This window comes from Chryseobacterium gossypii (genome assembly GCF_041361455.1).
GTDB lineage: Bacteria > Bacteroidota > Bacteroidia > Flavobacteriales > Weeksellaceae > Chryseobacterium > Chryseobacterium gossypii.
Genome location: NZ_JBGCUR010000035.1, coordinates 21,911 through 31,026 on the forward strand (window position 1 = coordinate 21,911; position 9,116 = coordinate 31,026).

Consider the following 9,116-nt stretch of genomic DNA (forward strand, 5'->3'; position numbering starts at 1 on the left):
GGAAGAGGAATGAACCCCTGAATCCTGAACCAAATCAAGGAGTCTGCCATTCCCGTTAAAAGGTTGGAGAAGGCTTGTCTATTGATAAACTATGCCTGTTAGTAATGTATAAAGATCTTCTGCGCCTGACAAACCCTTCTCTTCCCATTTACCTGTTATATATTCTATGTGAGCCAGTATACCGGCTGCTATATTGTAACCGACTGATCAGGAATCGAACCTGAACAACAAGAGTACATTTCCTGCATGCTGCCATTACATTATCAGCGATTGTGGAAGCAGCAGGATTCGAACCTGCTCAGCAATAAAGCAACAGATTTACAGTCTGCCCCGACTCTCCGGCTTCGGCGTACTTCCTTTTAATGAGCCATGAATTATCCTTCATTGGAAGGAAAAGCAGGCCTGTTTCCTTTTAATCTTAAACAAGCCCTGTTCTCCAGCTTTCTCATTTTAGTATTTGAGATGGTTATGGGAATCAAACCCACTCAGCTTACGCAACGGTTTTGCAGACCGCCCCGACTCTTCAACTTCGGCGAACCATCATATTATTTGTCAGCCATTTTCTATTGCTAACTTTTTGATTTTCCGGAGTAAGGAAAAGCTTGTCTGCATTTGTGTTTTTAATTAAAGATCTTCTGCGCTCAGACAAACTTTTTCTCTTCTCCTGAAACAATTACTATTCAGCTCAATTGCAATTCCGGAAGATCCGGATTTTCAACCTGGCTTAGCAAACCAGTTTCATTGAGATACGAAATCTCAGATTTAAAACGCTCAACCTCATAAGGCAAGCTTTGTCTGGAAAATAGGATTCGAACCTATGACCTCCCGCGTCCAAGGCGGGCAAACAACCACCGTTATCTTTCCAGTTTACAGGTTCAGCTTCCAATTTCTTCTCCGAGAGACAGTCAGATCCGAAATTTTCAGTGAACCTTTGCGGTTTATGGGGTTATTGACAACCTCATCTTTATCAATTTCATACTTTATCGTAATCCCGGCAGGAACCGGGCCTTCAGCTTTGGCTTAAAGATCTGTCCTTTCAGCCGTCAGCGATAGTTTACAGATTTCTCCGGGAACCCTGTTCTCCGTTCCACAGGCCGGCACACCAGCTAAAGAAACCATAAAAAAAGCACCTCATACGGAGGTGCTGTATATTTTTGACGTATCGGGTCATAAGACCTACGTATATAAACACCTTTTATCAACAAATCCGCTCTCATTAAGACACACAAATCCTTTCGGCTCCTGTCCGTACACTCCTGAACTTTGATTGAATATGTTAAGTAATTGTTTCATTTTATTTTCTGTTTATGAGTTCTGAAAACGGTTGCTTTCAATTTTCGGTTGCAAAGTAAATATGAATTTTTGAAACATGCAAATATTTTTAAAATACAAAACATTGAAAACCAGATGATTACAAGCTAATTTTAATAAATAAAAGCCCTGTCCGCAATATTTTGCAGATATCCAAATTACCTAAATGACTGTCTCTCACCGGGTTATTAATCACTCTTATTTATCGTATTAAAATTTCATCACTGATTAAAAATTTTCAATTTTCTGGTTATTTTTTTTCATTCTAAATAATTTCCTGCCTTAAAAGCATCAAAAACGCCCCGGTAACCGAGGCGTTTCTGCTGTATTTTGATTAAATTTTTACGGGTTTAGTGTAAATAATTTCCAAAGCAAGCACATTTCGCCTCATTCCATATCATCCCTTCATATCCGAATAGTCCCTTTATTGAAGGGATTTCGCATAGATCTGCATTGATATGTGCTCTTTGTGGTTTCATAATTTTATTAATGCAAAGATAATTTTTTTTCCTAATTAATTGTTAAAAATCAGATATCCAGATCGTCGAGCTCCCCGAACAGGTTTTCCCGGCAATCATACAAACTTTTATATTCGGATGTTGCACTGACCACTATCTCTTTCGCCTCTTCCAGGGAAAGAAACGGAAATATCTCTTTTATTTTCTTTACGGCAATAAGAGGCATTTTACCTTCCAGCATAATTTCATTGACAATTTCAAATGCTTCTTTATTTTCGTATTTCAAATGACGGTATTTGTTTATATTTTCCATCTCAATACTTTTTTAGACCTGATTCTGATTTTTGATTAAAGACTCTATTCCCCTGTCCCAACAAAAATAAAAACTATTTATGAGAATAAGTTTTAAATTATATTCATAACCGCAATTTGGTTTGAATTATATTATTTTGCATACCGGGATCTTTTATTTAATAAGATGGTTACAAAAGCTTAAGGTTAAGACCCGTGTGGTTCTTTTTTCATTTTTCTTAAATTATCCTTCCCCTGTGGTCTTCTGATTACTTTCAGGCTAAAAGTTATTATCTTTGTCCTCATTTCAAAATACAATTATGAGTATCCACATCAGTGCCCAAAAGGGAGAAATTGCTAAAGTAGTGTTACAGCCGGGGGATCCGCTCCGGGCGCAGTATATTGCCGAAAATTATCTTGAAAATGCGAAGCTGGTAAGTAAGACAAGAGGAATTTTTTATTATACCGGCCATTATAAAGGTAAGGAGATTAGCGTGGGAGCAAGTGGAATGGGTTTTCCGAGTATCGGTATTTATTCTTACGAGTTGTTCACAGAATACAATGTGGATACCATCATCAGGATCGGTACTTGTGGTGCCTATACGACAGATCTGAAGCTGTTTGATGTCCTGAATGTTGAGAATGCTGCCAGTGAAAGTACATATGCCCGATATGCCTGGGGAATTGAAGATGAAATCCTTTCCCCTCAGGGAAATATTTTTTCTGTCATTAATGAAACCGCAAAAGAATTGTCTTTACAGACAAAAACTACCCATGTCCACAGCAGTGATATCTTTTACAGGAAAGATCCGGATATTCCCGCAATTGCAGTAAAATACAAATGTCTGGCTGTAGAGATGGAAGCTTTCGGGCTATTTGCCAATGCCAAGCATCTGGGAAAAAATGCGGCAGCCATCCTTACCGTTTCTGACATTATCCCGACTCATGAGAATATTTCAGCCGATGAACGTGAGAAAGCTCTGAGGCCAATGATCGAGCTGGCTTTGGAATCTGCATGGAGAAGTATATAAGGATCGGATTAATAAGAGTATTAAAAGAGCTTTACAAACCATGTAAAGCTCTTTTTGTATCTGCAAAATACAGGTTTAGCCACAATTTTTACGCAATGGAAATTACCATTGTCAGTCATTGATAAAAGCCTCAAGGAAGCCGATCAGCTGCTTACCACCGTGTCCCCATCGTATACCATGGCCTTCTTTTTCCCTGATCTCGTAAACCAGTTTATGCTTGTAATGATAGAAAACATTCCACCAGGTCTTATTGGCAATGATATAATGGATTTTTTGCATCACGTTTTCCTGCTTATGGCGGTTACTACCTTTCACTTCACCCCAAAAACGGAGGTCCCTCCGGCCTGCATGTTTTTCCCAGGCCCTTTGGGCAACGGTAATTTCAGTGTTAAATGGTTTCAGGCAGCTTTCTATTAAGACCTCTTTAAGAGGCGGGATCGCATTTCCATCACGGATGCTCGCAAGGGTGATCCGCTGTCCCAGAATGTTCAGCCAGTGCTCAAACGGAATTTCCTCCAGGTGTCCAGCAATAATCTCTCCGGTCCGGTTACTTTCCAATAGGCTGATGAACAGATTAAAACTTTCTTCCCGGCTGATCTTTATCTCTTCCTTAAAGTATGGCAAATCCCAGTCTAAAGTTTTATCCTTAAATCGCCGGAGATTGTTATTTAATTTTTCAAGATGCTCTTCCGCCAATATATTCCCGTACTTTTCTTTCCAGGAATCGGATAACAACGGGCTGTATTTTTGAAACGGATCCATCTAAGCGAGAATATTGATAATCTTCCGGAAGATAAAGAATAATTTCCATTCATCATAATCCTCGCTTTTACAAGCGTTTATTGATCAATATTGATCGAATTACCGGTTTAACAGACATGCCTCAACTTAGATAATTTATATCTTACTGTTGTAATTTTCCAAAGTCCGGAAGCCTGGTTATTCTGACTTATTCGCTCCAGGGAGAGTGCAGAATACAGTCGCAAAAATTCTTTCGCTCAAAATTCGGGATCATGAAGGCACATACGTCCGCTTTGATATTGCCAAAAGTAGTATCCGTCTTGTGCTTGAACCCATCAAAAAACACAGGAATTATTTTTTTCTTGAAATCATTTCTTGGAAAAGCTTCAATAATCTCGTTCCTGTGCTGCTCGCTTAAATGGTCATAACCTTCCCCCATAACGTCAAGCCCTACACCGGAATACATCAGGGCGACTTCATTTTCTTTATGTTCGGCAACTCCAATGGTAGTGTGAAGGGCTATGGTATCCCAAACCAGCTGCAGTTTATCCTTCGGAAGACCGTGGCTCCTCAGAAAATCTCTTGCCGCATTGGCTCCGTCCACCTCAAATCTCAGATCGGGACTGCTGTAATGGGGCACCAGCCCGAGGTCATGAAAAACGGAACTCACATACAGGAGCTCCTCATCATATTCCAGATTCTGTCTTTTACCGTTTAACGAAGAGAAGAGGAAAACCCGTAAAGAATGGTTATAAATAAACTCCGTACCATGTTCCAGTAAGAGCTCAGTAGCCTCTACAGCAATTTTACTGTCGGGAATAGTAATTCCGGCTACACTTTTTAATCTTTTGACTGACATATATTTTAGTTTTATGTGATACAAAAATATATGGTCGCAGCTTTTCACGGAATGTCAGAATCTTCTCTTCACCTGCCAATATTTACAAATATTCTGCGATAGTCTGCCGGATAAACACCCGTATGCTTTTTGAAGAAGTGGCTGAACTGCTCAGGGGTACTGAATGACAGCTCATAAGCTATTTCTTTAATGGTACCGGCAGAAAACTGAAGCAGCCTTTTTGCGCCGGCGATGATCTGTCCCGCGATAATTTCTTTTGCTCCTTTTCCTGTTTTTACCTTACAGAGATATGACAGTTTGCGTGGTGTAACGGCAAGCTTTTCCGCATAATGGAGCACATCATGCTTTTGATCATATTCCAGGCTTACCAGCTCCAGGAATTTACGGTATATACGGTTGTCATAATCATCGATTCCCTGATCTAAGGAAGGTGCAAGGTTGGCCAGTTTAATCATTATAATCTTCAGGCAGGCAGCCATTGCATCCAGCTTATTCGGATAGTCTTCTTTTTCAAATTCGTTCTGCAGGATCACCATAATGGCATTCAGCTCCTGAAGGTCTCTTTCCCGTAATGGTATTTTTTGATGCAGGGCTGTATCATTGAATAACATTAGTTTGCAATTGGATGCGCTTGCCGGAGTCTTCTCCCAAAAACAGTCACCGAAGCTTATCTCAAATCCCGATATTCCGGTTTCTGAAGAAACGGAAAACACCTGGCCTTTTGATATTAAAAATATTTCCGATCCTCTGATATCAAACACCTTATGGTCAATAAGAATTTTCCCTTGCCCCTGATGAATGATAAATATCCGGTTGTAGGTGACATTTACCAGAGGCATGGTATGAAACGTAGTGCTGCACAACCTTCTGACTTTAAACGAATCTTTTATTTCCTGATCCAGGACCAGAGTATCTTCGGAATACATTAGTTTTTAATATTGGGTTCAACGAATCAAAAATATTTAAGAAATATCGTTCAGATCAACCAAAGTTAATTGAAAGGATGATTTTGTATTTATCAAAATATCAATTGGCATAATTTAATGGTTTCAGTGAGGGTATAATATGTATTGCAGCCATATTGCCTTTGAATGATGTTTATCGTATATTGGCATTCCGATATGTTTCAGGACACCATCTTCTAATATGAAATTTAATGAAATACGAACCTAAAACACTGAACAAATGGGCAATATGGATCAATCTGATATATTGTCTTTCCCTGATAACCGTAGCTTTTTCAGTTTTTGTCTTTGATTTTGAGGATACGGTTTTTGAAGTTTTAGTGTATATTTTTTCTTATGGTATGCTTTTTTTAAGTTTTATGAATTGGGGGATATTTATCCGGGGAATGATCCACAAGACCGTATTAAGGTATTTCGTGCTGTTTTTTGCCTTGCTGTACTCATTGGTCATTTTGGGATCATGGTATTTATTCAAGGATTTTTGTGTGGTATGTTGAAGTTCAGTATTTTTTCTATCTGTAGAATACCACATAATACTTCACTTACGGATCGTCAAGTGCCATAACGATTAAACGGATGCATCAGTTTAGTTCAGGATCTCATTCATTTGGGTCAGGATTATCGGTTTTCCATCGGTTACCATAATTGTATGCTCATGTTGGGCCATATATCCGCCCATATTGCCTACCATGGTCCATCCATCCTTAAGCTCTATGGCAAGGTTGGAGGATGTTGAAATAAATGTTTCAATGGCCACAACGGAATTTTTTCTGAACCTCCTGGAGTCGAACCGGTTTCTGTAATTGAGCAGCTCGTCAGGCTGTTCATGCAGGCTCCTTCCTACACCATGCCCGCCAAGGTTTTTAATTACTTTAAAACCTCTTTTTTTGGCCTCGGTCTCCATAAGCGATCCGATATCCGCTATTTTTACGCCTCCTTTTATATTATTGATCGCCTTTTGTAAAATCTCTTTAGAAGCATCAACCAATTTTTGATGCTGATGGATATCTTTCCCAATAACAAAGGAACCTCCATTATCTGCCCAATATCCGTTAAGTTCGGCAGAGACATCAATATTGATCAAATCTCCCTCCTTCAGGATCCGTTTATCTGTAGGAATACCATGGCAAAATTCATTGTCCACGCTTATGCATGTCCAGCCCGGAAATCCGTAAGTCAAATACGGTGCTGATTTTGCGCCAAATCCCGACAGTATTTTAGCTCCGTATTCATCAAGGTCTTTTGTCGTCATGCCAGGTCCGGCATACTTAATCATCTCCCTTAAAGTATAGGCAACCGCTTCACTTACTTTTTGCATTCCGATGAATTCAGATTCATTTGTTATTGACATAATCCTGTTTTAATTGTTTATATTCTAACTACTTCATTATGACAGCATATAAGGAACTGGCTCAGTAGTTATGGGAGTTGCAAAGTTAAGGAATTAAAAATTCTTGTCTTCAACAGAATATGTTATAAACGACATTATTTCATAACAATAAACATTCTGCAATCTTTTGAAGGTTTAAAATCAATATATAAACCATTTATTTATTTCTTATTCCATTTCTAAATTACAAAATCCATTACGATCTATTAATCAATAATTAAAAATTATTATATTAGATTAACTTTTAACCGAGTATTACTAAATAAAATTTATGAAATCATTACAATTTATTTTTTTCTTTCTTTTGATTTGGTCAACGGCTAAATCTCAGGCACCTGCCGTTCAATGGCAGAAATCTTTAGGAGGAAGTTTCATGGAAGAATCTCCGGATATTCAGCAAACTTCTGATGGCGGATATATTGTTGCGGGAGCTTCGGCGTCTGTCAACGGAGATGTTACAGGGAATCATGGCAACCGTGATTTTTGGGTGGTAAAGCAGGATTCCAACGGAAATATTCAATGGCAGAAGTCTTATGGCGGAAGTGGTATAGACAAGGCCTATTCCGTTCGTCAAACCACAGACGGAGGATATATTATCGCAGGGGGCACAGAATCCAATAACGGTGATGTTTCGGGGAATCATGGCGGTAGTGACTTCTGGATCATAAAGACAGACGCGAATGGAAACCTGCAATGGCAAAAAACTTTCGGAGGAAGCGGGTATGATATAGCACAAGCTGTTCGTCAAACAACTGATGGAGGATACATTGTTGCGGGTATTGCTTCTAGCAATGACGGTAATATTTCGGGATATCATGGTGTAAGAGATTATTGGGTAGTAAAAACGGACGCTTCCGGAAATCTGCAATGGCAAAAGCCCCTAGGTGGCGAGAGTACTGACGAAGCAAGCTCCATTGAACAAACACCAGATGGAGGATATATTGTTGTAGGGACATCCAGTTCTATGGGTGGTGACATTACCGGAAACCATGGCAACGGTGATTTTTGGGTAGTAAAATTGAATACCCAAGGAAATATCCAATGGCAAAAATCTCTTGGCGGCAGCAATACGGATAAAGCATCTGCCGTACAGCCAACTTCTGATAATGGCTATATTATTGCAGGTTCATCCATTTCCAATAATGGTAATGTTAGTATGAACCACGGCAATTTTGATTATTGGATCATTAAACTGAACAGTACAGGAAATTTACTCTGGGAAAAGTCATACGGCGGAAGCTTATATGATTATGCCTTTGATATTAAAAATACTTCTGACGGAGGATCTGTTGTTGCAGGGTATTCACATTCTTCAGACAGAGAAGGAGCGGTAAGCTTTGGAGCTAATGACTATTGGATCATAAAGCTGGACCCATCCGGATATATGGATTGGCAAGCTACCTTCGGAGGGCTTACGGATGATTATGGTAAATCTATCCAACAAACTTCTGATGGAGGCTATGTCATCAGTGGATATTCAGACGCCATAACAGGAACTCCCGGAAACTATAATTATTGGATCATTAAACTCGGAGGACAGCTTGATGTAAAAGAAACGATGAATATGAACAAAATTTCTTTATATCCTAATCCCGCTAAAGATTTTATCTATATTGACAACCTTCCAACCGAATCTACAGTGACAATCACTGATATGTCCGGAAGAACATTATTCTCCCGGGATTATAACGAGAAGAAAGTTTCAATCGGGACGTCTCAATTGACCAATGGCGTCTATATAATCCAAGCAACAAATAAAAAGACCCTTATCTTTTCCAATAAGCTATTTATTAAGAAATAAGTTTCCGTATTGGACCAAATAGAGTTATATTGACTTTATATAAGCTATAAAAAATATGGGAGTTGTATGGAAATAAAAATAACCTTGACCGTTTTTGGTCAAGGTTATTTTGTATTAAAGATTGGTTTAATTTCGGTAGTATTGTTGTAAAGCTGGTTTTTGAATTGTCATTATACCGTGGCCAGTACATTATTGTTTATTACTATCAGAAACGGTAGCATCACTAATGATTTCAGGAAAGTTGGGATGTTGAATATTAATTTTTCCCT

At 38.9% G+C, this 9,116-nt stretch carries 9 protein-coding genes and 2 tRNA genes; 3 read left to right on the plus strand and 8 right to left on the minus strand.

Annotated elements, in window-relative coordinates; translation table 11 throughout:
- Positions 1 to 273: 273 nt before the first annotated feature.
- From ABMQ40_RS15030 to ABMQ40_RS15045, 4 genes are all read right to left on the minus strand, one after another.
- A tRNA-Tyr gene (locus ABMQ40_RS15030) sits at positions 274 to 357 on the minus strand.
- A gap of 437 nt (positions 358 to 794) precedes the next feature.
- Positions 795 to 866 (minus strand) — tRNA-Pro (locus ABMQ40_RS15035).
- A gap of 795 nt (positions 867 to 1,661) precedes the next feature.
- Entirely contained in the window at positions 1,662 to 1,790 is a 129-nt protein-coding gene (locus ABMQ40_RS15040) for a penicillin-binding protein (protein ID WP_370901030.1), read from the minus strand.
- A 49-nt stretch (positions 1,791 to 1,839) separates the two neighbouring features.
- Entirely contained in the window at positions 1,840 to 2,082 is a 243-nt protein-coding gene (locus tag ABMQ40_RS15045; RefSeq protein ID WP_370901032.1) for a hypothetical protein, read from the minus strand.
- Positions 2,083 to 2,380: 298 nt separating this feature from the next.
- On the opposite strand from ABMQ40_RS15045, the gene deoD reads away from it, so the two are divergent.
- Positions 2,381 to 3,091, plus strand: a complete 711-nt coding sequence (gene deoD, locus ABMQ40_RS15050) for a purine-nucleoside phosphorylase (protein WP_370901034.1) — start codon at positions 2,381 to 2,383, stop codon at positions 3,089 to 3,091.
- A gap of 111 nt (positions 3,092 to 3,202) precedes the next feature.
- On the opposite strand, the gene ABMQ40_RS15055 is transcribed toward deoD, so the two are convergent.
- The 3 genes from ABMQ40_RS15055 to ABMQ40_RS15065 all read right to left on the minus strand — a co-directional run bounded on the left by ABMQ40_RS15055 (position 3,203) and on the right by ABMQ40_RS15065 (position 5,617).
- On the minus strand, positions 3,203 to 3,853 hold the full coding sequence (locus ABMQ40_RS15055) for a tRNase toxin domain-containing protein (RefSeq protein ID WP_370901036.1): 651 nt from the start codon (positions 3,851 to 3,853) through the stop codon (positions 3,203 to 3,205).
- A gap of 187 nt (positions 3,854 to 4,040) precedes the next feature.
- Entirely contained in the window at positions 4,041 to 4,691 is a 651-nt protein-coding gene (locus ABMQ40_RS15060) for an HD domain-containing protein (protein ID WP_370901038.1), read from the minus strand.
- Positions 4,692 to 4,759: 68 nt separating this feature from the next.
- Positions 4,760 to 5,617 (minus strand): helix-turn-helix domain-containing protein, encoded by an 858-nt coding sequence (locus tag ABMQ40_RS15065; RefSeq protein ID WP_370901039.1) that lies wholly within the window; start codon positions 5,615 to 5,617, stop codon positions 4,760 to 4,762.
- A 230-nt stretch (positions 5,618 to 5,847) separates the two neighbouring features.
- Between ABMQ40_RS15065 and ABMQ40_RS15070 the strand changes: the two genes are divergently transcribed.
- Positions 5,848 to 6,153: a hypothetical protein gene (locus tag ABMQ40_RS15070; protein ID WP_370901041.1), complete on the plus strand. Its 306-nt coding sequence runs from the start codon at positions 5,848 to 5,850 to the stop codon at positions 6,151 to 6,153.
- An 89-nt stretch (positions 6,154 to 6,242) separates the two neighbouring features.
- Here ABMQ40_RS15070 and map read toward each other — a convergent pair whose 3' ends face one another.
- Positions 6,243 to 7,007, minus strand: coding sequence for a type I methionyl aminopeptidase (gene map, locus ABMQ40_RS15075; RefSeq protein WP_370901043.1), 765 nt, complete (start codon positions 7,005 to 7,007; stop codon positions 6,243 to 6,245).
- 310 nt (positions 7,008 to 7,317) lie between these two features.
- Between map and ABMQ40_RS15080 the strand changes: the two genes are divergently transcribed.
- The gene (locus tag ABMQ40_RS15080) at positions 7,318 to 8,847 is read left to right on the plus strand and encodes a T9SS type A sorting domain-containing protein (protein WP_370901045.1); all 1,530 of its coding nucleotides are present in this window, start codon (positions 7,318 to 7,320) and stop codon (positions 8,845 to 8,847) included.
- The last annotated feature ends 269 nt before the right edge of the window (positions 8,848 to 9,116 follow it).

Coding starts and splice junctions, on each gene's coding strand:
- ABMQ40_RS15080 (WP_370901045.1), top strand. CDS start 7,318: ATGAAATCATTACAATTTATTTTTTTCTTTCTTTTGATTTGGTCAACG.
- map (WP_370901043.1), bottom strand. CDS start 7,007: ATGTCAATAACAAATGAATCTGAATTCATCGGAATGCAAAAAGTAAGT.
- ABMQ40_RS15045 (WP_370901032.1), bottom strand. CDS start 2,082: ATGGAAAATATAAACAAATACCGTCATTTGAAATACGAAAATAAAGAA.
- ABMQ40_RS15060 (WP_370901038.1), bottom strand. CDS start 4,691: ATGTCAGTCAAAAGATTAAAAAGTGTAGCCGGAATTACTATTCCCGAC.
- ABMQ40_RS15040 (WP_370901030.1), bottom strand. CDS start 1,790: ATGAAACCACAAAGAGCACATATCAATGCAGATCTATGCGAAATCCCT.
- ABMQ40_RS15070 (WP_370901041.1), top strand. CDS start 5,848: ATGAAATACGAACCTAAAACACTGAACAAATGGGCAATATGGATCAAT.
- deoD (WP_370901034.1), top strand. CDS start 2,381: ATGAGTATCCACATCAGTGCCCAAAAGGGAGAAATTGCTAAAGTAGTG.
- ABMQ40_RS15055 (WP_370901036.1), bottom strand. CDS start 3,853: ATGGATCCGTTTCAAAAATACAGCCCGTTGTTATCCGATTCCTGGAAA.
- ABMQ40_RS15065 (WP_370901039.1), bottom strand. CDS start 5,617: ATGTATTCCGAAGATACTCTGGTCCTGGATCAGGAAATAAAAGATTCG.